Here is a 23,155-nt window from a genome sequence, read left to right on the forward strand (position 1 = left end):
AGCCTATCAGGCTGGTTGTGATTCTCAACTTCATAGTTTAGTTTCTCTACCAATCATCGGCGACCGAGGGAGATCGCATGACTGTCGTCAGCGACAGCGCACCTTCCGTACTCAGGGCCTACTACCAGGTCCTCACCGGCGGAATCGAGAACTACGGAGACGGCCGGGAGCTCGCGCCCCTGCTGGCCGACGACCTTGCATTCGAAGGCCCCCTCGCCGGGCACGTCACCGGGGCGGCCCCCTTCACCCAGGGCGTCAAAGGGTTCATCGCCAACGTGGGCAAGATCGAATTGATCCAGGAGGTCAACGGGCCCGGCGGCAGCGCCGTACTCTACGACGCCCACCTGCCCCGGGGTGTCGTCAGGCTCGCCGAGTTCTTCACCGTGGCCGACGGCAAGATCCAAGCGCTTCGCATCCAGTACGACCCCGCCGACTACATCGCCAAGGGAGGGGGCTGACCGGGATCGGCCCCGGCTGGGGCACCGGTCTTGGAGCTCGTACGGCGCCCGGTCCCGGCCGGGTGCCCGGTCGGGGGTGCGGCCAAGGTCTCGGCGCTTGCCCCACCCCGGTACGGCCTACGGCCGGGCACCCGTTGGGCCGGTGGATCCACTCCCGGGAGTGACGCCGACCACCCCTGGGAACAGCGTGCTTGCCGCTTCCAGCAGGATCAGGATTCCCGCGATGAAGACGATCCAGCTCAGGGCGGTGCGGGATCCGGTGGAGAGCTTGTCCCGCCACCGTTCAAACCGTTCACGCATCCGTTCCCCCAAGGCGGCCCATACCGCCAGGAGCAGGATGCCGGGAATCACCATGATGGTCACGTAAACACCGAGAAGCGGCATCCATTGAACGGCCGTCAGACCGGCCGCGGTCATGATGGCGATCGCGCCGAAGTACGGCACGGCGGTGGCGAACTCGAACAGCCAGGTTCCCAGCCCCAGCAGGAGCATCGCCGGCACGGTGAAGGCCCGAGCCCGGAGGGATCCGCGTTCGGGGTCCTTGGCGGGGATGAGGTAGCTCCCCACGATGAGCACCACACCGAAGACGCCTTGTCCCCAAGCCCACACGGTGTCGTCGACAAGGGGCACGACCGCGCTCAAGCCGAGCATGAGCAGGACACCCAGGGCGAAGTACGCGATCGCCACCGATCCGAGATACACCCCGAGCAGCGCACTCATGCGGCGCGGCCTGGCCAGCAGCAGATAGAGGGTCACCCCGATCACGGTGGGGCTCAGCGTATCGAGCAGGGCCAGTCCGAGCACCGCGCCAATGGTCTCGATCGACAAACCGGTCCCCCTCCAAGAACAGTTAATAACACGCCCGTGCTATTTAAAATAGCACATGCGTGTTAGCATGAGGAAGTGCCGCGACTTGTTGATCATGACCAGCGACGGGCCGAGCTCGGCGAGGCCGCCATCCGGGTGATCCTGCGCGAAGGCCTGGCCGGCGTGACCGTCCGCGGAGTCGCCGCCGAAGCCGGCTGGTCCACCGGGTCCCTGCGGCATTACTTCAAGAATCAGCACGAATTGCAGGCCTACGTCGTCCAGGCCACCACCGACACCCTTCGGCGGCGGGTCCTCCCCCGCGTCCAGCGGCCCCGCACCGCAGGTTCGGTGGTCGAAGGGATCGCCGCGATCGTGCAGGAGATGCTGCCGCTCGACGCCGAGCGGCGCGAGGAGTACGCGCTGTGGTCGGCAGTGGTGGAATGGGAACGTCAGCATCCTCCGGAAGGAGGCTCCACGGCGTGGAACGACCAGCGGGCGCTGTACCGTCAATGCATCACCTTCATGCGCGGATACGAGCCGGTCCGCGACCCGGACCAGGCCACGCTCCCGCACCCTGACGACCAGGTCGAGCTCTGGGCGGCGATCCTGCACACGTTCGTCGACGGACTCGCCTCCCAGCTCATGAACACACCCGGCGAAATGTCCGCCGACACCGTCGCACCACTGCTGCGTTCACTGCTGGAAGCCGTACCTCCCGCAGGGTTGGATCGGCGCGCGCACCAGCCGTGACCGGAAACCGCCACGGGCCGCACGGGTTCCAGGGGCCGATGGGTTGCACGCACTCGACCGGGCGGACACCGTGGCTACGACCTAGAACCGCACTCCCAGCAACTCACGGAACGCCTCGCCCCCCACCGGGGTCACCTTCACCGCGCGCCCCGAGCCGACCCGCCGCACCCACTGTCTCGCCAGCGCTGTCGCACACAGGGCTGCTCCCAGTGCTCCGGCCAGATGAGGTCGGCGCTCCGTCCAGTCCAGGCAACTCCGCACCAAGGGCCTTCGGGTGCCGGCGGGATGCCGGTAGCCCAGGGCGTCGGCCAGCCAGGTACGGCCCGCCGGGGTGACGGCCAGCCCGGAGTCGTCGGCGACCAGGCCTCGAGCGATCATTGCGTCGGCCAGAGCCACGCCCAGCTGCCCCGCCAGGTGGTCGTAGCAGGTGCGGGCCTTGGCCTCGGCGCTGAGCCGCACCGACTGGCGTAGGCTCCGCGGGCTGGAGGAGTAGGAGGCGTACGAGGCCAGGGCTTCGATCAGGGCGGCCGCCTCCGGCCCGGCCAGCCGGACATAGCGGTGCCGGCCCTGGCGTTCCTCGGTCAGCAGCCCGCCCTCGATGAGGCGGGTGAGCTGCTCGCTGGCCGTGGAAGGGCGGACCCCGGCGTGCCGGGCGAGCTCGCCCGCGGTCCAGGCTCGCCCGTCGAGCAGGGCTTGGCAGAAGGCGGCCCGGGTACGGTCGGCGAGCAGGCCGGCGGTCTCGGCGAGTGGGGGCATGTAGCCATCATGCCGCAGGGATGGTTCGGGCCGCGCCGAACTTTTCCGGCCCTAGCGTCAGGGTCATGACGCACAAAATTCATGAGTTCGACCGCTATGCGGACGTGCGGGCTGCGCTTGCCGACCCGGCGCTTGTCCCAGAGCCGGCGGCTGGGGACGGCGGCCCGGCCGGGGCGAGTGTCGCCTGGCTGCGTGCCACGGTGGCCCGGTTCAGCTCCGGGGAGCCGCACCGGCGCAGGCGGGCTCTGGTCGAGGCCGAACTCGCTCGGCTGGAGCCTGCCTCGCTACGGCAGGCGGCAGCCGCGGGGCCAGGAGGAAAGACCCGTTCGCGAGTGGTGCAGATCCTCGCCGAAGCCCTGGGAATACCGGAACCCGGGGCGGTGGCGGAGGCGGTGATCGTCGTGGCCGGAGCCTACTTCGGGGGTGGTGACGCGGCGGCGGACGAGGCGGTGGCCCGGCTGGTGGAGAGACTGGTGCCAGACCTGGCGGATGAAGCCGCTCTGGAGGCTGCCGCCAACCGTATCGGGCTGCTGGTCCAGGCATGTGAGGCGACGGCCGCGCTCGTCGAGGCCGCAGCCGACGGCGGCGACGTGCCGCTGGCCCGGGTGCTCCGGGAATCTCCCCCGGTACGGGTCATGCGTCGCATCGCCGCCAGGACCACTCGAGTCGCAGGCCGGGAGATCGCCGAGGGCGACGTGGTGCTGCTCAACCTTGCGACCGCCAATCACGCGCATCCGGTACCCCTCACCTTCGGCGCCCCGCCCCGCATCTGCCCCGGCCGCCCCCACGCCCTCGCTCTGGCCGACGGCCTCTCCCGACGCCCGCTCACTCCCTTCGCCCGTCTGCACCACCAGGCCACCCCCCTACTGCTGCCCAACGCCTGGGACTACGCCTCCGCCGCCGCTCTGGCAGCGCAGGGCTTCGCCGCCGTCGGCACCACCAGCCTGGGCGTCGCCGCTGCCGCGGGCCTGCCGGACGGAGCCGCCGCCACCGTCGACGCGACCGTTGCCCTGGCCCGCCGGCTCGGACGGGGATCCTTCCTGTTCACCGTCGATGCCGAAGGTGGCTTCAGCGATGACGTCCAGGACGTGGCCGAGCTGGCCGGAAAGCTGTACGAGGCGGGCGCGGCGGGGATCAACCTCGAAGACGGCCGTGCCGACGGCACGCTCGCCCCCGTGGGGTTGCACGCTGCGAAGATCGCCGCCGTCAAGACGGCCGTACCCGCGCTGTTCGTGAACGCACGCACCGACACTCACTGGCTGGGCCTTCAGGAGGAAGAGACCTCGACGCGCCTCGCGATGTACGAACAGGCCGGTGCGGACGGGGTGTTCGTGCCGGGGCTGTCGGACCCGGACGGGATCGCCGCGCTGACGTCAGCCCTCGTGGTACCGCTGAACATCCTGTATACGCCGACCGGTCCCCCCCTTTCCGAGCTGGCCGCGTTGGGCGTGCGCAGGGTCAGCCTCGGCTCGCTGCTCTACCGCAGGGCCCTGGCGGCAGCCGTGGCCACCGCGACGGCCATCCGGGACGGGGAGCCGACGGACCTGAGGGCCCCGACTTACGCCGAGGTACAGCGGCTGGGGGTGCCTGCCGGGCCGCCTCGGAGATCCATGTGACGTCACAGCCTCCAGGAACCAGCCGTCGGTGGCGATCACTCCTTGCCGTCGACGGGCTTCTCGTCGGCATCCGGGCCCGGGGTATCTCGGCCGGGAGCGCCAGGGCGCCCAGGTCGTCGTGGTGAACGACCTGCCGGCGCACATTTCCGGACCGCGGCCGGATCGTGGAGGAAGGCGATCACGAGGAGCCGCTGCGCCGTGGCGGCCGATATGCCGATTTCTGGAGCGTCTCCCCGGCACCGGCCGCAAGCGAATGACCGTCCCGGTCTGAGCCGCAACCGGGCGCCGCCGGTCGGGTCCCGCGGCGCCGCATGCGTCAGAAGCGCCAGCGGGTGCCGGTCAAGTGCTTGTCGATGCCGAATCCGTATGCCGTCTCGGGCTCCAGGGCGTAGACCTCGTAGGGCGGCGGACCGGCGGTCGGGGCGCCTTCGACGTCGTGGAAAGCGCCGTCGCGCACGGTGACGTGCCAGGCGTACCGGGTCGCGTAGGCATCGGCGACGCGCCGCAGCACGGCCTCGTCCCGGACGATCGTCGCGTGTCCCCGGAACACCAGATGCTCGAACCCGGTGGTCTGGCCTCCGAGGGCGCAGCGTGGATCGCGGGCCAGGTTGCGGGCCTTGCGGGTGCCGGGGCCGGCCACGAAGCAGATGGTGTCGTCCACGAAGACCGCGAGGACGGGCACCAGGTGGGGACTCGCGTCGGCGTCCGTCGTCGTCAGCCAGTAGCCGTCGCATTCGGCCAGCAGTGTGACGGCGTCCTCCCATGCGGTGGGCGCGCTGTCGGTCAACGGCTCGGTGGAGACCGGGACTGTCATAGCCGCTCCTTGATGCGGTCGGGGATCACTGCGCCGGGCCCGTCCTCGACGTCGATCCCGTCGGCGTGCAGAACGTCGCCGCAGCGGGCGCAGCGCAATTCGGCGTGGGTGAGTTCACCGCAGCCGCGGTGCCGGAGGAGTGCCGGTGGTCCGGCTTCGCCGGCCGCCCAACGGTCACCCCAGGCGACGGAGGCCAGCAGTACGGAGACGAGGTCGGACCCCTTCTCGGTCAGCGTGTACTCGTGCCGCGGCGGCCGGCTGCTGTAACCGCGCCGCGCAAGCACCCCCAGGTCGACCAGCCGGGCGAGTCGCTCGGCGAGAACCTTGCGGGAGACGCCGAGGTCCCGCTGGAGCTCGTCGAACCGTCTGATGCCGATGAACACGTCGCGCAGCACCAGGGCGGTCCACGGCTCACCCAGGATGTCGAAGGTCCTCGCGATCGAGCAGGCCATCTCGCCGAAGTCGGTACGTTGCATCAATCCTCCAGAGTTCCTTAAGGGAACGCACTCATGTTAGCGTACGTTCCCTTAAGGAACCAACTCGGGAGACGGGATCCACCGACGATGGAACACGCGCCGGCAGCGTTCGGCGTCCGACGCCGTGGTCGACCTGAGTCTGTTCGGTGACCGGCGATTCACCGTCGCGCTCGGCATCCTGACGGTGAGCACCTTGACGCTGTTCGGCATGACCTACTTCACCGCCCAGTATCTCCAGCTCGTCGCCGGATACTCACCCTTGGAAGCCGGTCTGTGGATGCTCGTCCCGCTGCTCACCGGGATCATGACGACACTGTTCGCCTCCGGTCTGGCGCAACGCGTCCCCACCGCCGCGCCGATGATCGGCGGACTCGCCGTGGCCACCGCGGGATTCTCGGCGTTGACGCAGGTCGACGTCGTGTCAGGGGTTCCGACGTTGATCGTCGGTCTCATGTTCGCCTTCGCCGGCCTGCTCCCCGTCTCCACCCTCGCCACCGACCTGGTCGTCGGCGCCGCCCCACCCGAACGAGCCGGGGCGGCCTCCGCGGTGTCGGAGACCGCCACCGAACTGGGCGGCGCCCTCGGCGTCGCCGTCCTCGGCAGCGTCGGCACCGCCGTCTACCGCCACCGACTCGCCGAATCCGGCCTCCTCCCCGCCGAGACCCCGGGCACCCTCGGCGACGCGGCCACCCACATCACCGCCGCGTACGAGGCCTTCGTCGCCGGGTTGCGCGCCGGTGCCGTCGGCGCCACCGCCCTCGTCGTCGTCGCCATGCTCGCCGTGGCGGTCCTCCTCCGCGGCACCCGCTGACCGGGTACCGACGCCATCCCCCGCAGGCGGCGCCGGGTCCGCGTCACCCCCGGACCGGCGCAGCCCGTACCCGGCCTGAGGAAGCGTGATCACCTGCTCCGATGGCCGACAGCGGGCTGCGAGTGGGGGTCACCGCTCCTGCCCGAGGGGCCGTACGTGGCGCATCGTCGTCATCACCATGACGGCGACGCCGAGCAGGACGGCGGCGCTGAGCGCGGTCACCATGTTCATCCCCGCCATGAAGGCGTCCCCTGCGGCTGAGAGCAGCGCCGCACCGGTCTCCTCGGGCAGCTCCTGCGCGGTCGCGAAGGCTCCGGCGAAGCTGTCGCGCGCGGTCTCCGCCGCGGCGGGCGGCAGGCCGGGGAGTTCCTCGCCGGCGAGCCGGCCGCTGTAGACGGCCGTTCCGAGGGTGCCGAACGTGGCGATGCCGAGTGAGGAGCCGAGTTCACCGCCGGTCTCCGACATGGCGGCGGCCGAGCCGGTGCGCTCGGGCGGTGCCGAGCCGACGACCAGGTCGGTGCTGAGCACCAGCAGCGGGTTGATGCCGACGCCTATGATCACACCGCCCGCGATCAGGAGGCCGACACCCGACCCGGCGTCCAGCGCGGTCAGCACGCCGAATCCGGCCGCCGCGATCACCAGTCCGACGGCGATCACCTTCGCGGGCGGGAACCTCCTGGCCAGGAGCGGTGCGATCATGGCGGCCGCGATCGTGGTGACCGCCAGGGGGATGAACCACAACCCCGCGCGGAACGGCGGCAACCCCTCGATCAGCTGGAGGTACTGGGTGAAAAAGAACGTGAACGAGTACAACGTGATCATCCCGAGCAGCATCCCGGCCAGCGAGCCGGTGAAGGAACGGTTGGCGAACAATCGCATGTCCAGGAGCGGTGCGGCGAGCGAGCGCTGGCGTCGGACGAAGACCGCGCCCACCGCGAGGCCGCCGGCCAGGGCGAGTACGGGCAGGGCGGCCACACCGTACCTGGCGATCTCCTTGACGCCGTAGACGATCGGCAGCATCGCGCCCAGCGAAAGCACCACGCTGAACAGGTCGAGCCGGCCCGCCTTCGGGTCCCGGTACTCCGGCAGGAAAAACGGCCCCACGCAGAGCAGCAGCACCATCACCGGAACACCCATCAGGAACACCGAGCCCCACCAGAAGTACTCCAGCAGCGCGCCGCCGACGGCCGGTCCGATCGCGCCTCCGACGGAGAACGAGGTCAGCCAGACGCCGATCGCCAGCGAGCGCTGCCGGGGATCGCGGAACATGTTCCCGATCAACGACAGCGTCGACGGGGTCAGCGTCGCGCCGGCGAGTCCCAGCAGGGCCCTGGTCGCGATCAGCATGGCCGGCGTGGTGGAGTAGGCGGCCAGGATCGAGGCGCCGATGAACGCCGCCGCGCCGATCAGCAGGAGCCGGCGCCGGCCGACCCGATCGCCGAGGGTCCCCATGGTGATGAGCACACCGGCGATCATGAACCCGTAGATGTCGGTGATCCACAACAGCTGGTTGTTGGACGCGCCCAGATCCGCGCCCAAGTGGGGCAGCGCCATATAGAGGACGGTCAAGTCGAGGGCGAGCAGGATCGTGGGCAGCGCCAGCACGGCCAGCCCGATCCACTCGCGGGCACCCGCCTTGACGGGGATGGTGTCGGTCATGTGCCCACCCTCCGACGCGGGGGTTGTGATCGAATTCCGGTCCGGTTTCGGACTACCGTGGGAACATGCGTTTTGGGGTGCTCGGCCCGCTGGAGGTGCGAACGGACGACGGCGTTCCGGTCAGGATCCCGGAGACGAAGGTCAGGCTCCTGCTGGCCGATCTGCTGAGCCACGACGGGCGCCCGGTTCCCGTGGACCGGCTCGCCGAGGACCTGTGGGGCGGACGTCCGCCGCGTGATCCCGGCGCGGTGCTCCGTACGAAGATCTCCCACCTGCGCCGGGCGTTCGACCTGGCCGAGCCGGGCGGGCGCGAACTGGTGACCTGGCAGCCCGCGGGATACGCGCTGGACGTCACCGACGATTCGGTGGACGCCCGCCGCTTCGACCGCCTGCTCGCGCGGGCCCGGATCGGCGGGGACACGACCGCCAGAGCCGCCCTGCTGGCCGAGGCCCTGCGGCTCTGGCGCGGCCAGGCGTTCGCCGGCCTCGGTGACCGGACGTTTCTGCAGGCCGCGATCGCGGGGCTGGAGGAGCGCCGGCTCGCCGCGCTGGAGGAGTACGCCGAAGCCGAGCTGGAGCTGGGCCGCCACCGGGGCCTCCTCGACGTCCTCACCGACCTCGTGCGCGAACATCCGCTGCGGGAACGGCTGCAAGCGGCGCACATGCGTGCGTTGTACCTGGCGGGACGGCAGAGCGAGGCCATCGACGCCTACCTCGGCCTGCGGGAGCGCCTGGCCGACGAGCTCGGCGTCGACCCGTCGCCGGAGCTGGCCGCCGTGCACCGGGCCGTCGTCGGGCAGGATCCCGCGCTGGGCGCACCCGGCGGGAGGCGACGGGGCAACCTCCCCGCCCCGCTCACCGAGCCGATCGGCCGGGACGAGGCGGTCACCCACCTGGCCGGGCTCCTGCGCGCACACAGGCTGGTCACGCTCACCGGGCCCGGCGGAGTGGGCAAGACCAGGCTGGCCCTGGCCGCCGCCGAGCGCCTCGGCGACGACTTCCCCGACGGCGTGTGGTTCGCGGAACTCGCCGTACTCAACCATCCGGCCCGAACCGGCTCGTCTCCGGGCCCGGCGGCGGTGGCCACGCGGGTCGCCGCCGCCCTGGGACTCGGCGAGAGCACCGTGCCCGGCCCCCAGGGCAGACCGGTCCCGCTCTCCGACCGGGTCGCCGCGGCCGTACGCGGGCGCCGGATGCTTCTGATCCTGGACAACTGCGAACACGTCGTGGACGCGGCGGCCGAGGTGGCCGTCCGGCTGCTGACCGGCGCGGCCGGGTTGCGCGTCCTGGCGACCAGCCGTGAGCCGCTCAGCGTCTCGGGCGAACGCCTGCACGTCGTCGGGCCGCTCGGTGTGCCCGAGACAGGCGCCGACGCCGAGACGGTCGCGCGGGCGGACGCGGTGCGCCTGTTCACCGCCCGCGCGGCCGCGGCGGGCGGCGGGTTCGCGCTCGACGCGGACAACGCCGAGACGGTCGCGACGATCTGCCGGCGTCTCGACGGGTTGCCGCTCGCCCTGGAACTGGCCGCGGCGCGGGTGCGGTCCCTCGGCGCGGGCGAGGTCGCCCGGCGGCTCGACGCCAGGTTCCGGCTCCTGACCGCCGGCCCGCGAGACGCGCCCGCCAGGCAGCGCACCCTCCGCGCAGTGATCGACTGGAGCTGGGAGCTGCTGTCCGAGCAGGAGCGGGCCGTCCTGTGCGCGCTGGCGCTGCACCCGGGCGGCTGTGCCCTCGACACCGCGGAAGCCCTGTCGCCCGCGGCCGACGTCGTCGACGTGCTGGACGCGCTGGTGGCCAAGTCCCTCGTGGCCAGGGCCGGCGACCGCTACCGCCTGGCCGAGTCCGTCGCGGCCTACTGCGTCGAGCGGCTTGCCGAGTCGGGACGGCTCGAGGACGCCAGGCGACTCCGGGACGAGCACTACGCCGCACTCGCCCGGCGCGCCGACGTCGGGCTGCGCGGCGCCGACCAGCCCCGCTGGCTCAGGGTCCTCGACGTCGAGAGCGCCAACCTCGACGCCGTCATCCGATCGGCGGACGCGGCGCCCGCCCGACGGCTGGCCCTGTCGCTCGCCTGGTACTGGCTCCTGCGCGGACGGACCCAGCAGGCGGTCCAGGCGTTCACCCACCTCGCGGACTCCGCCGACCCCGAGGTTTCGACCTGGCGCACCGCCTTCGCCTGGATGCTCGGTCAGAGGGGTGAGAGCGCCGACCGCACCGGCGAGATCCCCGGGCCGCTGGAGCGGGCGCGGGCCCGCTGGGTGCTCGGCGCCGGCCTGTTCGGGGTCGGCGAACCGGCCCGCTCGGAGCGTCTGGTCGAGCAGGCGCTGGCCGGATTCCAGGCCCACGGCGACCGCTGGGGCGCCGCGGCCGCGCTGAACACGCTGGCCTGGCACGCGCTGGACCGGGGCGACCACCACACCGGCGGCGCGCTGGCGGAGCGCAGTCACACCGCCTTCACGGAGCTCGGGGATCCCTGGGGCGTGATGGTGGCGACGGAGAGCCTCGCCTCGGCCGCCGAGGCGACCGGGGGGTACCGGCGCGCCGCCGCTCTCTACCGGCGCAGTCTGGAGGCCGCCGAGGAACTCGGCCTCAGCGCCGAGATCCCGTTCAAGTTGTGCGGGCTGGCGGGTGTTCACCTGGCCACCGGCGAAATCGCCGAGGCCGAATCCCACTACGCGCGGGCGGCGCGGATCGCCTCCGAGCAGTCGATCTGGCTCGCGGAGACGTACGCGTCACTCGGCCTGGCGCGCGTCGCACGCCTGTCCGGTCGCCTCGACCTGGCGCGGGAACGGCTCCGGCCGCTGATCGACTGGCATCACCGCCACGGATACGAGGATCGCGTGGCCGCGGACATCCTGGCCGAGTCCGGGTAGCGCGCGGAGCCCGTCGGAGCCGCCTCCCGGCGGGCCCGGCGCACTCTGCGGATCTTGCGGCCGAAGGTCACGGGGCGATGCCGGCGACCAGGGCGTTGACCACCCGGCGCATCCGTTCACGCAGGTCGGGCGCATGTGGGCCACCCGTGAGCAGCAGCTGGTGAGCCGACCCGGCCAAGGCCACGGCGAGAGACCCCGTGTCGGTGTCCGGTCTGATCCGGCCGAGGTCGCGTTCGGCGTCGAGGTAGGCCGTTAAGACGGCCTCGTTGAGGTCGAGCCTGAGAACGCCCTCCCCCACGGACTCGTGGAGGCGCGCGGTGAGCGAGGGGCGGACCAGGGCCAGGCCGGCGAGGGCGAGCAGGTTGGTGCCGAACAGGGCGTCGATCGCGTTCGCCAGGTTGTCCGCCACGGTGGCGGTGCCCGCCTTCCGGATCAACTCCCCCAGCTCGGCCGAGGCCTGCAGCGCGCGGTCGAGGAAGAGCTCGGTCAGGAAACGGTCCAGGTCGCCGAAGTGGTTGTAGAGCAATCCGGTCGCGCAGCCGGCTTCCCGGGTGATCGCCCGGCCGCTGAGCCCGGCGGGTCCTTCCCGCGCGAGGACGCGTTCGGCGGCGTCGAAGAGCTGCCGACGGACTTCGGGGATGGCGACGCCACGTGGTGACATGACGCCCCAATCTACCCGACGCCCAGGGAGGGGTTGCGCGGAATGAGCAGTCGCTCATACCGTATGAGCGACTGCTCATTCTTCAGGGGAGGGACATGACGACGACCCGGGAGGCTCCGGCCTTCACGTGGGACCGAGGGCACACGCTCGCGCTCATCGTGCTGTGCCTGGCGCAGGTGCTCGACAGCGTCGACGCCACGGTGGTCAACGTGGCGCTTCCGGCGATCCGGCACGACCTCGGGTTCGACCCCGCCGACCTGTCCTGGGTGGTCAACGCCTACATGGTGCCCTTCGGCGGGTTCCTCCTCCTCGGTGGCAGGCTTGGGGACCTCCTCGGGCACCGCCGGATCCTGTTCGCCGGCATCGCCCTGTTCACCGTGGCTTCGTCGGTCGCCGGATTCGCCCAGAACGCGGGCACCCTGATCGGGGGGCGCGCCCTGCAGGGCGTGGGCGCCGCGCTGATCGCGCCGATGACCCTGGCGTTGATCGCCCTGATCTTCCCGGAGGGCAAGCCCAGGAATCGGGCGCTCGCCGCCTGGGGAGCCTCCACCGGTGTGAGCACCACCGTCGGCCTGTTCGCGGGCGGGTTGCTCGCCGACGGACCGGGGTGGCGATGGATCTTCTTCGTCAACCTGCCGGTCGGACTCCTCCTGCTGGTGGCGCTCCGCCGGCTGCCTGTGCCCGAGACCGCACGGACACCGGGCGTCCGCCGGGACTTCGACGTCGTCGGTGCGATCACCTCAACGGCCGGGGTCGGCCTCCTCGCCTACGCGATCCTGCAGACCGAATCCGGCTCGTGGGGATCCGCCCGCACCCCGATCCTGCTGGCTGTGTCCCTCGCGCTGATCGCGTACTTCATCGTGCACGAGACGCGGATCGCCAGGGAGCCGCTGATCGCCTTCTCCCTGTTCCGGAACCGGTCGGTCTCGGGGGCCAACGCGATCCAGGCGGTCCGCGGCGGGGCTATGTTCGCCGTTTTCTACATGCTCACCCTCTATCTGCAGGAGGTGCTCGGCCACACCGCCCTGGAAACCGGCCTGGCGTATGTGCCGATGACCCTGGCGCTGATCGGCGCCGCGGCGCTCGCCCCCGTCCTGCTCCGCCGGGTGGGCCTGCGCCCGGTGGTCGCCGCCGGGGCGCTCGTCTCGGCGGGCGGGCTGCTGCTGTTCACACGGATCTCCCCCACCGGAACCTTCATCGGGGACGTCCTGCTTCCGCTGCTCGTCACCGGCGTGAGCTTCGGCATCGTCATCGTGCCGCTCACCACCGCGGCCCTGGACGGGGTCTCCCCCGAGTACAGCGGTGTCGCCTCCGCGCTGCTGAACGTCAGCGCCCAACTGGGCGGCGCACTCGGTTTGGCGATCCTTTCCGCGGTCGCGGTGAACCGGACCGGCGACCGGCTCCGGACAGGGGCACCGGCCGAGGCCGCGCTCACCGAAGGGTTCAGCCTGGCCTTCGGTGTCTCGGCGGCCATGATGGTGGTGATCGCCGGACTCGCCCTGGTGATGTTCCGCCCGGCGAAGCCTTCCCCCGAGGAAGCCAAAGCCTGAGCGACCACAACGTCGGACGCGCACCGGACGAGATCCCGGCCGAACGCGAGCGAGGCGGAGGCGTCCCGATGGGGAACGCGATACTCAGGCCTGCTCTGGCCCAGGCGTGATCAGAGGCGCGTGCCACGCTTCACGGCCGGGAGCCGGGGTGACCTCCGTCGGCGAGGGTCTGTTCGATGCCGGTCAGGGCGTCGAGCTGCCCTGCCGACAGCGCGCCGGTGAAGTGGCGGTCGATTGAGGTGAGGTGCGCGGGGGTGGCCTCCCGGTAGGCCCGCCGCCCGGCCTCGGTGAGCAGGACGTCGTCGCCGCGGCCGTCCAGGTCGCATGACTCCCGGGCGATCAGCCCGCGTCGTTCCATCCGGCCGAGCTGGCGGGACAGGCGACTGTGGTCCCAGTTCATCCGGGTGGCCAGGCCTCTCACCCGCACGCACGTCTCCGGGCCCGACAGCTGCGTCACCGCGGCCAGCACCTCGTAGTCGGGCATCGACAGCCCCGAGTCCCGTTCCAGGTCGCGGGCGATCTTGGCATCCACGAGCAGGTGCAGTCTGCGATAGGCGGCCCAGGCGTCGAGCGCGGCCCGGCCGGGCGTTGGCTGGTGGGTCATGAAAGAAGTGTACGGAATTCTTGTGACATGTAACGGGGTTTCCTGCTACCTTCTTCGTTACACGTAACAGAAACTTCCTCGGGGGTGCGAAATGACCGCGGTCAACGAGCGGAACCTCAAGGTCAACCCGTCCGTCCCGCCCGGCCACAGCCACGCCCTGGCCGCCGAGGTCCCCGGCGCCCGCCTCATCGCCATGGAGCGGACCGGCCACGAGGTCTTTCCGCGGACCCGGTGGGACATCGTCATCCGGGCGATCCTCGAACACACCACCCGGCACCGAATCAGTGGGGAACGTCAATGACTGCCATCGTGCTCGCCCTCGGCGCAAGCCTCGGCTGGGGGATCTCCGACTTCCTCGGCGGACTCAAGAGCCGAGCGGTCTCGGTGCTGTCGGTTTTGCTGATCTCTCAGGTCACCGCACTCATCCTGCTCGCGATCATGGCGGTCGTCCGGGGAGCGGGCCCGCCGGACGCCTCCTCCCTCGGCTTCGCCGCCCTCGCGGGACTCGGTGAAACCGTCGGCATCGCCGCCCTCTACCGCGGCCTCGCGGTCGGCACGATGAGCATCGTCGCGCCGATCGCGGCAACCGCGCCGATCGTCCCGCTGCTGGCCGGGCTGGCGACCGGCCAGGTTCCGAGTCCGCTCCAGTTCACCGGCCTGGCATTGGCGCTGATCGGCCTGGTGTTCACCGCCTACCGATCGGGCGGCGGCAAGTCCGGCGGCTCCCCTGTGACGCCGAGCGTCGTCTACGGCCTGCTGGCGGCGCTCGGCTTGGGCACCTTCTTCTTCACCATGCACAACGCCGGAACGGGCGACGTCGGATGGGCCCTGCTCACGGCCCGCCTCACCGCGGTGATCGCCATCGCGTCCGTCGTCGTAGTCAAACGCCACCGCGTGACCGTCCCGAGGAACTCCCTGCCCACGATCGCCCTGATCGGGGTGCTCATCATCGCGGCGGACTTCCTGTACACCACCGCCTCCACACTCGGGCTGGTGAGTATCGCCGCCGTGCTCGGCTCGCTGCACAGCATCGTCACCATCGTCCTCGCCCGGATCGTGCTGAACGAGCGGCTCGAACGTGCGCAGCAGGTCGGTATCGCCGCCTCCGTCATCGGGGTGCTGGCCATCTCCGCGGCTTGACGGACATCCCTCTCCCTTACTGCCGCGCCCGGACGACGGTCCCGATGGTCCCTTCTCAAGCGTTTCAGGGTTCGGTACGGCGGACACGGCGCAAGCACGTATCGAAAGGCGGTTCTACCGGTTCGCGGGGACGGCTCCGGCCGAACTCGCCGGAGTCCGTCGAGATGGCACCGTCCCGGCGGGCCTGCACATGGACGAGTCGCCGGAGGCCCCAAACCGAGACGGTGAGCGCCCACGGCCTTCGCCGGCGATGTGAATGCCGACGGCCGGAGACTTCACCGGGCCCACGTCACCTTCTTGAGGCTCGTCGCCTCCCCGAGCCCCGCGTGAACCCGGGCGGAGCACCGGCGGGTGAGGTACGGCCGGAGGCACGGCGCCGGTCCCCGGCCGTACCGTCATTCGGTGCGGAGCCCGTCCGGCCGGGACAGTCGCCACTGAACGGGCAGGCTGAGCGCGGTCATCGCGACCACCGTGGCAACCCCGGCGCCCACCGGGACGAGGATGCCCACGAGACCGAACCTGATCGGGAGGTTCAGCATGGCGAGCAACACCGCGCCCATCGCCGTGCCGGCGAGGACGGCGAGCGCCAAGCCGAGCGTGACCGGTAAGGCGGCGAACCACAGCGTCGACCAGGCCAGAGCGCCCCGCCGGGCGCCGAACGCGCCAAGCGCGGCCAGCAGCGGACGCCGCTCCCTGAGCTGGTCGAGCACGGTCGCCAGCATGCTCAATCCGATCAGCGACAGCACGACCACCATGCCCACGCCGATCCCGCGCAGGATTCCGGCGAACCTGTTGGTCAGCCGGGACTCCACGACGGCGTCCACGATCATGAACGGATCGATCTCGGCCGCGACGTTGCGGATCAGCTCGGCGGTGTCGGGCCGCGCCGGGTCGACGGCGATCGTCATCCGGAGGTGGAGCGCCTGCGCTATCGAGGCCGGGACCGCACCGGGTGTGGCGAGCACCGCCCGATCCGGGTACCACAGCCGACCGGAGGCCTGGCCCATGACCACCACGGCGTCAGACGGAATCGTCCACATCGCCCGCCCGTCGTACACCTGCTCCCCGGGACGCGGCGGTGAATCGCCGCTCTCCTCGGTGGCGTGGAGGAACACGCTGCGATCACCGCATTCCTCCAGCCGGGCGAACTCCCGCAGGACGGCGCACGGAGCGATCACCAGCGGGAGCGAGCTGCCCGGTTCCGTCGGCAAGACGTCGAGATAGCCGGTGCTCAGAACCGAGCGCACCCCGGGAACGGCACGTATCCGTTCGGCGATCTCCAGCGTGCGCGGATAGGCCATCGGCCGCTCAAGCCGCGTCATGACCTGGGCCTGCCTGGGATCCATGCCGGTGTCCTCGGTGTAGACCGAGGCGAGCCCGGTCACCAGCGTCTGCAGGGCGATCGCCCCCGCGACCGCCACCGAGACACCACCCACCAGGCGGCCCGAAGACCCCCCGTCCAGCTGGATGCGGCGTACCGCGAGCTGCCAGGACACCGGACCGGCACCGAGCGGGCGGGCCACCGTCTCCACGATCCAGGGCAAGAGCACGGCGACGCTCCCCAGCAGCAGCGCGGTACCCACCCCGGCGAGCGTCCTGGTGACGAGATCGTCGGAGCCCCCGCTGCCGACGATCAACGGTATGAGCAGGCCGAGGCCCACCGCGGGAAACACGAGCCGCCACCACAGCCTGCGGCGGCGACCTCCCTGGCGCCGGACCACCCCGAGTGGCTCGACGGCCGCGCCGCGCATCGCACCAAGCGTCACCGACACGGTCAGCGCCGGAACCAGCAGGATGGCGAGCACGGCCAGCGGCACGGCAGGCCGCACGTCGGCGGGGAAGACGCTGATGTCCAGCAAGGTGACCTGGCCGGCCAGCTGCCGTCCGGCGAGAAAGAATCCCGCGCCGAGCACGAGGCCGAGCGCGGCTCCGGCGAGAGCCTCCCCGGCCGCGTAGCGCCTGACCATAGACAGATCCGCTCCGACCAGCCGTAATGCAGCGAGCTGGCGGTCCCGGGAAGCGCCGCCGAACCGAATCGCCGCCGCCATGAACACCGCCACGGGCAGCAGCAGGACGACGAAAGCGACGATCACCAGGAGCATCAGGCGCGGATCCAGTCCTTCGCGGATTCCCTCCACTCCGAACCGGTTCACCCGCCAGACCTGCGGGTTCCCGGTGAGCCGGTCACCGCCCGCGTAGTAGACCAGCTCGCCGGGGCCGGCCAGTCCTTGATCGCCGATTGTGCCGACGATCCGGTACTTCAGCCTGGGCCGTAGCAGCGTGCCGTCCGGTGCGGAGAGCAGGTCGGCCAGGGCCGGGGAGACCACCATCTCGCCCGGCCCGGGGAAACGGGTGACGCCGGGTGGGCGCGGCGCGTCCGGCCCCTCAGGCTGCATCAGCCTGCCCCGGATCGGCGTGCCGTGGAAAGAGGTGTCGGTCATCGCGAGGAGTACGGTGTCGGGTCCGCGGTGCGGCACCTCCGTTCCGCTTTGATCCGCTCTGGCGTCGACCCGGGTCTGGCGGCCGTGCAGCAGGTCGGGTACGGCCGCCGCCAGCAGCAGGGACGCCACCCCCACGCCGACCGCCGTGGCGGTGAGAAGCAGCCGGGTCCAGCCGGTGAGCCCGCCGCCGACGGCCAGTCTCGCGCCGAAGGCGAGCTGGCGGATCCATCGCGCGATCATCGTGAAACCCCGGTGCCGGTACGGATTCTCCCGTCGCGCACCACAACCTCCCGGTGGGAGTAGGCGGCCACGGCGGGTTCGTGGGTGACGAGGACGACCGCCATCCCGGCCTCTGCGGCGCACCGGGTGAGCAGACGCATCACGAGCTCGCCGTTGAGGGAGTCGAGCGCACCGGTGGGTTCGTCGGCGAAGACGATACGCGGCTCGGTGACCAGGGCCCGGGCGATCGCGACGCGCTGGCCTTGCCCGCCGGAAATCTGGCCGGGGCGTTTGCCCGCGCAGTCGGCGACGTCGAGGCGTTCCAGCCAGCCGGCCGCCCGCCGTTCGGCCTCCCTGCGCCTGACGCCCTCCATCCGCAGCGGCAGCGCGACGTTCTCCAGGCAGAGCAGCTCGGGGACGAGACGTCCGAACTGGAAGACGAACCCGAACTCCCTGCGGCGCAGGGCACTGAGCCGGGCGTCGGATGCGGTGGTCAGCTCGGTCTCTCCATAGCGGACCTGGCCGGAGTCGGCGCGTACCACCCCCGCCAGGCAGTGCATCAACGTCGACTTGCCCGATCCCGACGGACCCATCACGGCGAGGATCTCTCCGGCCTGGATGTCCAGGTCGACGGAGTCGAGGGCGACGGTGGCTCCGTAGGTCTTGATCAGACCGCGGGCCGACATGAGCGGGGTCACGAGCGGATCTCCTGGCCGAGCCGGCCGAGCCGGGCCGTGGTCATTTCAAGCCAGCGCAGATCGGCCTCCAGGTGGAAGATCGCGTAGTCGCAGATGAGCGCGTCGGCCAGGTCACCGGCGGTTTTGCGGCGGGTGAGCTCCCGCATCGCCTCCAGGTGGGCGGCGCGCTGGACGTCGAGCACCCCGGCGGCGTCCCGGCCGGTCAGCAGTGCCACGACCACCTTGGTGAACAGCGTGCTCTGCAGATAGGACTCGGGTCGCTCCGGCTGCGCCAGCCATTTCTCCACGTCGGTCACGCCCGCCGTGGTGATCGCGTATCGCTTGCGCTCGGGCCCGGCCCCGGGTTCCACCAGGTCGACCTCGACGAGGCCGTGCTTCAGCAACCGGGCGAGGGTGGAGTAGACCTGGCCGTAGTGCAGGGGCCGGTCGTGCCCGAATCTGGCGTCGAACGCCTGTTTGAGGTCGTATCCGTGGCACGGACCGTGTTCCAGGAGCGCCAGCAGAGTGTGGGAGATAGACACAACTGCGACTATACATCATGTGTATACACACAGTGCATGCCTCGCGAACTGGATCAATGGCCAAACGGCGACTACCCGCCTTCCGGGGACGACCGGTGTTCGCGACGCAGCGGGAGCGTGGCACAGCGGAATCCGCCGGGGAACTTCGTCACCTCGGAGAAGTCCAGCGGCACCGGCTCGACGCCGTTCCCCCGGAGCGCGTCGGCAAGCCGGCGCGCCCGAGCATCGACGATCACACGGTCCGGGGCGAGTGCGACGGTGTTGACCATCAGCGCCCGCGACTCCTCGTCGGTGGCCTCGATCAGTTCGAAGCGATCCGCCAGCAGCCGACGCGAGTACGGCGTCAACGACGCCGAGTGCACATACCCGAGCCCGGGCCCGACCATCGTGAACTTCGTGTCGAGGTGGACGACTCCCCGGCCGGAGAACTCGATCGGGACGACCTCCCGCTCGACGCCGGCCCGGGCGAACGCCGTACGCAGCGCCGAGACCCCGGCCAGATCGCTCGCCTCGCTCAGCCCGACGAGGACGTCGCCGCCGGTGACGATGACGTCGCCGCCTTCGATCAGCCCGGCGTCCAGCCGCTCGACGCGTGCGATCTTGTCCAGTAGGGGGAAGAGAGCACGCTGCTCCTTCCGGCGAATCGGGTCTCGCGAACGCGCGAGGAACAGTGTGTCGTCGACGGCGAAAGCAAGATCGCGAGGGTAGAGCTGGATGGCCACGTCCGGAAGGTTTTCGAGGGTGTGGACACGCGCGCCGGACTCCTTGAGCACCTGCACGAAGTCCGCATGCTGCCGCCCGGCACGCTCGTGCTCCGGGACACGCACGTTGTTGTTCGAGGCGTATCTCAGGCTGGCCGGATCCGGATAGCGCAACGACCCCCAGATGAGGTCCCACCACGTGAATCTCTTCGATGGCCCGACCACGACCTCGGTGAGCGTCGCAACGTCGGAAGGGTTGGAGACGTCGATCATCGTGGCTCCTCGGTGGGTGTCATGGGCGGGTTCGTGGCGACCGTAAACGCGACAGACGGGCGCGGAGCTCACGCCAGCGGGGGTCGGGTGGGAATCGGTCGAGTTCGTCGAGGCGTTCGACGATCACGGCGGCCCAGAAGTCGGGCTCCCTGTTCGCCGAGCCGAAGACCTCCTGCGCGCGTGCGAGGGATTCGAGCGTGTCGCGCGGATCCCCGGGAGCGCCCAGCACGACGCCGAGCGCGTCGCGCAGCCGGCGGTCGGCGCGATCCATGGCGATCAGCCGCCGGAGTTCGGCCGTCGGCGTGGGGTGGTCGTCGACCCGGAAGTCGATGCGCGGACGGGTGCCCGGCCGCGGTCCGACGATCAGTACGGCGGCCGCCTGCTGCCCGCGAAGGTCCCCGCCGTGACGGAGCCCGGCCTCCAGCGCGCCGATCAGCCGCTCCTCGAAGGACCCGGTCGCCGTCCGATAGGCCTCGGCCATCGCGTCCCAGGCCCCGTCGGAGGTCAGGAGGTTCCCCTGGCAGGAGTGATCGCCGGCGACCGCGTGGCTGGCGAAGGGAACGCAGAACGACCCGGTGTGGGCGGCCGGGGCGGCGCGAGACCCGATGAGCGCGGTCTGCCGAATCCTGCGTGCGGAGTCGTCCGCGACCAGCGCGTGCAGCGCCTGCGCCGCCGTGGCCCCGGCTTCCAGTGCGTCCAGCAGCCGTTCCGCGTGACCCGGGTCCGGCGTTCCCTGCGTGGCGACGGCGCCGACACCCGCGCGGGCGAACGCGACGTCGCGCCCGACGGCGAAGGCGTGCGAGGCGACGGCGACGCCGATCTCCCCGGTCACACCGTCTCTCGCGACGATCGAGTACGTCATCCCGTCGCCTTCTTCCCCTCGTCTCGGCATCCCTCGCCGAAGCCGATCGCGGCGTCCACGGCGGCACCGACGGCGAGACACCTTTCGTCGATTCGCGGATTCGGTGAGTGGACGTCACCCGAGCCGCCGCCGTCACGCCCGGCCCCGACGAACAGCGGAGTGGACGGTACGGCGCGCGCGATGAGCCCGACGTCCTCGAACGCGGCCACCGGGGCGGCCAACGTCCGCACACTGTCCGCGCCCACGACGGCGGCCGCGTACGCGCGGGTGAACGCCGCCGGGTCGTTCACGGTCACGGGCGCGCCTGCCCGGAGACGAAGGTCAACGTCGAGGCCGGAGAGCGCGCACGACGAGGTCCTGAATGAGGGGGAGCTTGAGCCCGATCTCGGGCCTGCGGTGAACGACCCGATCAGACAATCGCCCATCCATTCCGCCTGCTCCAACAAGGTCATGAACTTTCGATCCGCGCGATGGTCTCGACCGCGAGGGCGGCGAGCGCTCTGATGCCGTCCTGGAGGCGCTCAGGGGGCGTGTACTCCACGGGCGCGTGGCTGATGCCGGCGCTGCTGGGAACGAAGAGCATCGCGGTCGGGATGCCGGCTCCGGCCATCTCGCACGCGTCGTGCAGCGGTCCGCTCACCAGTCGAGGCGCGTGGCCGGTCGCGAGCTCGACGACCCGCGCGGCCGTGTCGATGAGTTCCGGGTCGAACGGAACCGGCGGGGTCGTCCACAACCGGTCCACCTGGGAGTGGACCCCCTCCTGCCCGCAGCTCTCGTCGAGGGCACGCAGGACCTGGTTCCAGAGGGAGGCGAGTACGGCGCCGTCCTCGTGTCGCACATCCAGGGTCAGGGACACGGACTCGGCCACGGCCGTGGGCGTGCCCGGCGACGCCTCGACGACACCGCAGGTGAGAAGCCCTCCCGCCGCTCGCGCGGCTTCTCTGGCGCGCACGAGGAACGACGCCGCCGCGGCCACCGGGTCGGCGCGCAGCTCCATCGGGGTGCCGCCCGCGTGGCAGGGGGCGCCGTGCAGGACGACCCGGTGCCGCTCGACCCCGAGGGATCCGGTCACCGCCGCGAGCGGCAGGCCTTGATGCTCCAGGCGCGGCCCCTGCTCGATGTGGAGTTCCAGGTAGGCGTGGACGTCCCGCAGCCAGGCGCGCGCGTGATCGAGCTCCCGCAGGTGGACGCCGTGTTCGGCGAGGACGTCCGCGGGTCTGCGGCCCTCCCGGTCGGTCAGGAGCGAGAACGCCTCAAGGTCGAGGGACCCGGCCACGACGCTGGAGCCGAAGAGGCTGCGTCCGAATCGCGCGCCCTCCTCGTCGGCCCAGTCGGTCAGCCGGATCGTGACCGCCGGCGGCACCGGTCGGCTCGCGAACGCGCGCAGCACCTCCAAGCCGGCGAGGACGCCGTACGCGCCGTCCAGGTTTCCCCCATCGGGCACCGAGTCGAAATGGCTGCCGATCACGAGGGTGTTTGGGGACCGCCCGGGCAGGGTGGCGTGCAGGTTGCCCGCGGCGTCCTGCTCGACCTGGACGCCGGGCACCTCGGCGAGCAGTTCCTTGAGCCGGCGCCGCGCCGACGCCCAGACCGGGGTCCAGCACAGGCGCTGCACCCCGGCGCCGTCCCGGGTAAGCCCGTCGAGCTCATCGAGATCACGAACGGTACGGCGCGGTTCCACCGGCGCCGCCCAGTAGGCCTCGAGCAGTCCGGCCAGTCGCTCGGGCTGCTCGATGTGGGGCAGATGACCGAACCCGGGCACGATGTGGGCGGCGCTCGCGCAGGCGTCGGCGAGTTCGGTGACGTGCTTCGGCGTGCACGTCCGGTCTTCCTCTCCCCCGAGGATCATTCTCGGTACGGTCACCCGCCGCGCGTAGGGGCTCAGTTCCGTACAGAAGGCCGCCTCCAGGATGGCCAGCGCGGTGTCGGCGTCCTGCGCCGAGGCGCGGGACACGGCCTGTTCGATGACGTGCGGCGGGGTTTCCGGCGGGTAGGAGTACCGCGGGATCGTCTCGGCGTAGAAGGCCGGTGCGCCGTGCGCGCGAATGCGCGCGGAGATCGCGGCGAACAGTTCGTGCTCGCCCCCCGGGCCCGTGCCGAGGGTGGTCAGCGTCGACACGAGGTCGGGATGCTCGGCGGCCAGGGCGATCACGACACCCCCGCCGAACGAGGAGCCGACGAGATGGGCGTGTTCCACCCCGCGTTCCCTGAGCAGCCGTTCGACCAGGCCCACGCAGGCCGCCAGGTCGAACGGCGCGTCGACGCGGGACTCGCCGTGACCGGGAAGATCCACCGCGATGATCCGGTGGCGGCCGCCGACGACCCGCGCGAAGACGTCCCACTCGTCGGCGTACCCGTTCACCCCGTGTACGAGGACGACCGCCTGGTCCGTCGCGTGGACCGCCGGGTACTCCCAGCCGGTGAGCACTCCCTGCTCGACCGCGTGCTCAAACCGTACGCGCCGCATC

Annotated in this window: 22 protein-coding genes; 8 read left to right on the forward strand and 14 right to left on the reverse strand. The window is 71.2% G+C overall.

Annotated elements, in window-relative coordinates:
* The first annotated feature begins 77 nt into the window (after window positions 1-77).
* Window positions 78-458 carry a nuclear transport factor 2 family protein gene (locus RUR_RS18985; protein WP_283136423.1) on the forward strand — a complete coding sequence of 127 codons (381 nt, stop codon included), beginning with the start codon at window positions 78-80 and terminating at the stop codon, window positions 456-458.
* Window positions 459-575: 117 nt separating this feature from the next.
* Here RUR_RS18985 and RUR_RS18990 read toward each other — a convergent pair whose 3' ends face one another.
* Window positions 576-1,286 carry a GAP family protein gene (locus RUR_RS18990; protein WP_283136424.1) on the reverse strand — a complete coding sequence of 237 codons (711 nt, stop codon included), beginning with the start codon at window positions 1,284-1,286 and terminating at the stop codon, window positions 576-578.
* 75 nt (window positions 1,287-1,361) lie between these two features.
* Between RUR_RS18990 and RUR_RS18995 the strand changes: the two genes are divergently transcribed.
* Entirely contained in the window at window positions 1,362-2,015 is a 654-nt protein-coding gene (locus RUR_RS18995; protein WP_283136425.1) for a TetR/AcrR family transcriptional regulator, read from the forward strand.
* Between the two features lie 81 nt (window positions 2,016-2,096).
* Here the strand turns inward: RUR_RS18995 and RUR_RS19000 are convergent, their stop codons facing one another.
* Window positions 2,097-2,771: an ArsR/SmtB family transcription factor gene (locus tag RUR_RS19000; protein ID WP_283136426.1), complete on the reverse strand. Its 675-nt coding sequence runs from the start codon at window positions 2,769-2,771 to the stop codon at window positions 2,097-2,099.
* A 65-nt stretch (window positions 2,772-2,836) separates the two neighbouring features.
* On the opposite strand from RUR_RS19000, the gene RUR_RS19005 reads away from it, so the two are divergent.
* Entirely contained in the window at window positions 2,837-4,387 is a 1,551-nt protein-coding gene (locus RUR_RS19005) for an isocitrate lyase/PEP mutase family protein (RefSeq protein ID WP_283136427.1), read from the forward strand.
* Window positions 4,388-4,703: 316 nt separating this feature from the next.
* On the opposite strand, the gene RUR_RS19010 is transcribed toward RUR_RS19005, so the two are convergent.
* Together RUR_RS19010 and RUR_RS19015 are read right to left on the reverse strand one after the other, a co-directional pair.
* A complete protein-coding gene (locus RUR_RS19010) occupies window positions 4,704-5,201 on the reverse strand; it encodes a pyridoxamine 5'-phosphate oxidase family protein (protein ID WP_283136428.1) in 498 nt (165 codons plus the stop codon).
* Window positions 5,198-5,677, reverse strand: a complete 480-nt coding sequence (locus RUR_RS19015) for a winged helix-turn-helix transcriptional regulator (RefSeq protein ID WP_283136429.1) — start codon at window positions 5,675-5,677, stop codon at window positions 5,198-5,200. The genes RUR_RS19010 and RUR_RS19015 overlap by 4 nt, the downstream gene beginning before the upstream one ends.
* A 124-nt stretch (window positions 5,678-5,801) precedes the next feature.
* Here RUR_RS19015 and RUR_RS19020 point away from each other — a divergent pair, with 124 nt between their 5' ends.
* Window positions 5,802-6,488, forward strand: a complete 687-nt coding sequence (locus RUR_RS19020) for an MFS transporter (protein WP_346349049.1) — start codon at window positions 5,802-5,804, stop codon at window positions 6,486-6,488.
* A 129-nt stretch (window positions 6,489-6,617) separates the two neighbouring features.
* Here the strand turns inward: RUR_RS19020 and RUR_RS19025 are convergent, their stop codons facing one another.
* Window positions 6,618-8,147: an MFS transporter gene (locus RUR_RS19025; protein WP_283136430.1), complete on the reverse strand. Its 1,530-nt coding sequence runs from the start codon at window positions 8,145-8,147 to the stop codon at window positions 6,618-6,620.
* A 65-nt stretch (window positions 8,148-8,212) separates the two neighbouring features.
* On the opposite strand from RUR_RS19025, the gene RUR_RS19030 reads away from it, so the two are divergent.
* A complete protein-coding gene (locus RUR_RS19030; RefSeq protein WP_283136431.1) occupies window positions 8,213-11,017 on the forward strand; it encodes an AfsR/SARP family transcriptional regulator in 2,805 nt (934 codons plus the stop codon).
* Window positions 11,018-11,084: 67 nt separating this feature from the next.
* Here RUR_RS19030 and RUR_RS19035 read toward each other — a convergent pair whose 3' ends face one another.
* Window positions 11,085-11,678 (reverse strand): TetR family transcriptional regulator, encoded by a 594-nt coding sequence (locus RUR_RS19035; protein WP_283136432.1) that lies wholly within the window; start codon window positions 11,676-11,678, stop codon window positions 11,085-11,087.
* 95 nt (window positions 11,679-11,773) lie between these two features.
* On the opposite strand from RUR_RS19035, the gene RUR_RS19040 reads away from it, so the two are divergent.
* Window positions 11,774-13,228: an MFS transporter gene (locus RUR_RS19040; protein WP_283136433.1), complete on the forward strand. Its 1,455-nt coding sequence runs from the start codon at window positions 11,774-11,776 to the stop codon at window positions 13,226-13,228.
* Window positions 13,229-13,358: 130 nt separating this feature from the next.
* Here RUR_RS19040 and RUR_RS19045 read toward each other — a convergent pair whose 3' ends face one another.
* Window positions 13,359-13,832, reverse strand: a complete 474-nt coding sequence (locus tag RUR_RS19045) for a MarR family winged helix-turn-helix transcriptional regulator (RefSeq protein WP_283136434.1) — start codon at window positions 13,830-13,832, stop codon at window positions 13,359-13,361.
* 91 nt (window positions 13,833-13,923) lie between these two features.
* Between RUR_RS19045 and RUR_RS19050 the strand changes: the two genes are divergently transcribed.
* On the forward strand, window positions 13,924-14,133 hold the full coding sequence (locus RUR_RS19050) for an alpha/beta fold hydrolase (RefSeq protein ID WP_283136435.1): 210 nt from the start codon (window positions 13,924-13,926) through the stop codon (window positions 14,131-14,133).
* Complete coding sequence (locus RUR_RS19055; RefSeq protein ID WP_283136436.1) at window positions 14,130-14,972, forward strand: DMT family transporter; 843 nt, start codon at window positions 14,130-14,132, stop codon at window positions 14,970-14,972. The genes RUR_RS19050 and RUR_RS19055 overlap by 4 nt, the downstream gene beginning before the upstream one ends.
* A gap of 395 nt (window positions 14,973-15,367) precedes the next feature.
* Here RUR_RS19055 and RUR_RS19060 read toward each other — a convergent pair whose 3' ends face one another.
* The 7 genes from RUR_RS19060 to RUR_RS19090 all read right to left on the reverse strand — a co-directional run bounded on the left by RUR_RS19060 (window position 15,368) and on the right by RUR_RS19090 (window position 23,154).
* Window positions 15,368-17,653, reverse strand: coding sequence for an ABC transporter permease (locus tag RUR_RS19060; protein ID WP_283136437.1), 2,286 nt, complete (start codon window positions 17,651-17,653; stop codon window positions 15,368-15,370).
* The gene (locus tag RUR_RS19065; protein WP_283137048.1) at window positions 17,650-18,318 is read right to left on the reverse strand and encodes an ABC transporter ATP-binding protein; all 669 of its coding nucleotides are present in this window, start codon (window positions 18,316-18,318) and stop codon (window positions 17,650-17,652) included. The genes RUR_RS19060 and RUR_RS19065 overlap by 4 nt, the downstream gene beginning before the upstream one ends.
* A gap of 8 nt (window positions 18,319-18,326) precedes the next feature.
* Window positions 18,327-18,851, reverse strand: coding sequence for a PadR family transcriptional regulator (locus RUR_RS19070; protein ID WP_283136438.1), 525 nt, complete (start codon window positions 18,849-18,851; stop codon window positions 18,327-18,329).
* A 71-nt stretch (window positions 18,852-18,922) separates the two neighbouring features.
* Window positions 18,923-19,825 carry a dimethylarginine dimethylaminohydrolase family protein gene (locus RUR_RS19075; RefSeq protein ID WP_283136439.1) on the reverse strand — a complete coding sequence of 301 codons (903 nt, stop codon included), beginning with the start codon at window positions 19,823-19,825 and terminating at the stop codon, window positions 18,923-18,925.
* Window positions 19,826-19,844: 19 nt separating this feature from the next.
* Window positions 19,845-20,687 carry a DUF1028 domain-containing protein gene (locus tag RUR_RS19080; RefSeq protein WP_283136440.1) on the reverse strand — a complete coding sequence of 281 codons (843 nt, stop codon included), beginning with the start codon at window positions 20,685-20,687 and terminating at the stop codon, window positions 19,845-19,847.
* Window positions 20,684-21,139: a M20/M25/M40 family metallo-hydrolase gene (locus tag RUR_RS19085; protein WP_346349050.1), complete on the reverse strand. Its 456-nt coding sequence runs from the start codon at window positions 21,137-21,139 to the stop codon at window positions 20,684-20,686. The genes RUR_RS19080 and RUR_RS19085 overlap by 4 nt, the downstream gene beginning before the upstream one ends.
* Window positions 21,136-23,154: a hydantoinase/carbamoylase family amidase gene (locus RUR_RS19090; RefSeq protein WP_283136441.1), complete on the reverse strand. Its 2,019-nt coding sequence runs from the start codon at window positions 23,152-23,154 to the stop codon at window positions 21,136-21,138. Before RUR_RS19090 ends, RUR_RS19085 begins: the two co-directional genes overlap by 4 nt.
* Window position 23,155 lies beyond the last annotated feature (1 nt).

This window comes from Rhizohabitans arisaemae (assembly GCF_025996515.1).
GTDB lineage: Bacteria > Actinomycetota > Actinomycetes > Streptosporangiales > Streptosporangiaceae > Rhizohabitans > Rhizohabitans arisaemae.

Excerpts from the sequence above, each read along its gene's own strand:
- RUR_RS19035 (WP_283136432.1), bottom strand. The coding sequence starts at position 11,678 with ATGTCACCACGTGGCGTCGCCATCCCCGAAGTCCGTCGGCAGCTCTTC.
- RUR_RS19010 (WP_283136428.1), bottom strand. The coding sequence starts at position 5,201 with ATGACAGTCCCGGTCTCCACCGAGCCGTTGACCGACAGCGCGCCCACC.
- RUR_RS19045 (WP_283136434.1), bottom strand. The coding sequence starts at position 13,832 with ATGACCCACCAGCCAACGCCCGGCCGGGCCGCGCTCGACGCCTGGGCC.
- RUR_RS19025 (WP_283136430.1), bottom strand. The coding sequence starts at position 8,147 with ATGACCGACACCATCCCCGTCAAGGCGGGTGCCCGCGAGTGGATCGGG.
- RUR_RS19005 (WP_283136427.1), top strand. The coding sequence starts at position 2,837 with ATGACGCACAAAATTCATGAGTTCGACCGCTATGCGGACGTGCGGGCT.
- RUR_RS19060 (WP_283136437.1), bottom strand. The coding sequence starts at position 17,653 with ATGATCGCGCGATGGATCCGCCAGCTCGCCTTCGGCGCGAGACTGGCC.
- RUR_RS19030 (WP_283136431.1), top strand. The coding sequence starts at position 8,213 with ATGCGTTTTGGGGTGCTCGGCCCGCTGGAGGTGCGAACGGACGACGGC.
- RUR_RS19085 (WP_346349050.1), bottom strand. The coding sequence starts at position 21,139 with ATGACCTTGTTGGAGCAGGCGGAATGGATGGGCGATTGTCTGATCGGG.
- RUR_RS19080 (WP_283136440.1), bottom strand. The coding sequence starts at position 20,687 with ATGACGTACTCGATCGTCGCGAGAGACGGTGTGACCGGGGAGATCGGC.
- RUR_RS19065 (WP_283137048.1), bottom strand. The coding sequence starts at position 18,318 with ATGTCGGCCCGCGGTCTGATCAAGACCTACGGAGCCACCGTCGCCCTC.
- RUR_RS19000 (WP_283136426.1), bottom strand. The coding sequence starts at position 2,771 with ATGCCCCCACTCGCCGAGACCGCCGGCCTGCTCGCCGACCGTACCCGG.
- RUR_RS19075 (WP_283136439.1), bottom strand. The coding sequence starts at position 19,825 with ATGATCGACGTCTCCAACCCTTCCGACGTTGCGACGCTCACCGAGGTC.
- RUR_RS19050 (WP_283136435.1), top strand. The coding sequence starts at position 13,924 with ATGACCGCGGTCAACGAGCGGAACCTCAAGGTCAACCCGTCCGTCCCG.
- RUR_RS19090 (WP_283136441.1), bottom strand. The coding sequence starts at position 23,154 with ATGCGGCGCGTACGGTTTGAGCACGCGGTCGAGCAGGGAGTGCTCACC.
- RUR_RS19015 (WP_283136429.1), bottom strand. The coding sequence starts at position 5,677 with ATGCAACGTACCGACTTCGGCGAGATGGCCTGCTCGATCGCGAGGACC.
- RUR_RS19040 (WP_283136433.1), top strand. The coding sequence starts at position 11,774 with ATGACGACGACCCGGGAGGCTCCGGCCTTCACGTGGGACCGAGGGCAC.
- RUR_RS18985 (WP_283136423.1), top strand. The coding sequence starts at position 78 with ATGACTGTCGTCAGCGACAGCGCACCTTCCGTACTCAGGGCCTACTAC.
- RUR_RS19055 (WP_283136436.1), top strand. The coding sequence starts at position 14,130 with ATGACTGCCATCGTGCTCGCCCTCGGCGCAAGCCTCGGCTGGGGGATC.